Origin of the sequence: Paenibacillus sp. MER 99-2 (genome assembly GCF_023714095.1) — a bacterium.
In the GTDB taxonomy this organism is placed as follows: Bacteria; Bacillota; Bacilli; order Paenibacillales; family Paenibacillaceae; genus Paenibacillus.
Genome location: NZ_JAMAUZ010000041.1, coordinates 1 through 421, shown reverse-complemented (window position 1 = coordinate 421; position 421 = coordinate 1). Strand labels below are relative to the sequence as shown.

At 52.5% G+C, this 421-nt stretch carries 1 pseudogene; it reads left to right on the top strand.

Annotation, left to right across the window (positions count from 1 at the left end):
* Window positions 1-421 (top strand): annotated as a pseudogene (locus tag M3636_RS29205) (hypothetical protein); the annotation flags it as partial.

Here is a 421-nt window from a genome sequence, read left to right as displayed (position 1 = left end):
GGCAATCAATTGCGACGTAGCGATGCCGACAACCGTGCAATCGGCGGCACACTCAACCTGAACTCACTGTGGGTCGAAGCTGGGCACATTCAGCATCAGCTACAATGATGACCGCCGTTACAACAGCCATTATTACACGGCAGATTACTATCAAAATGTCTACAGCGGTCCCTTTGGTTCGCTTGGCCTGCGGGCCGGTATTCAGCGCTATAACAACGGCGACAGCAACGCCAATACAGGGAAATATATCGCTCTCGATCTCTCGCTACCACTGGGCAACTGGTTTAGCGCAGGGATGACCCATCAAAACGGCTACACCATGGCAAACCTGTCAGCACGCAAACAGTTTGATGAAGGAACCATTCGCACTGTTGGTGCCAATCTGTCACGTGCCATCTCCGGCGATACCGGTGATGACAAA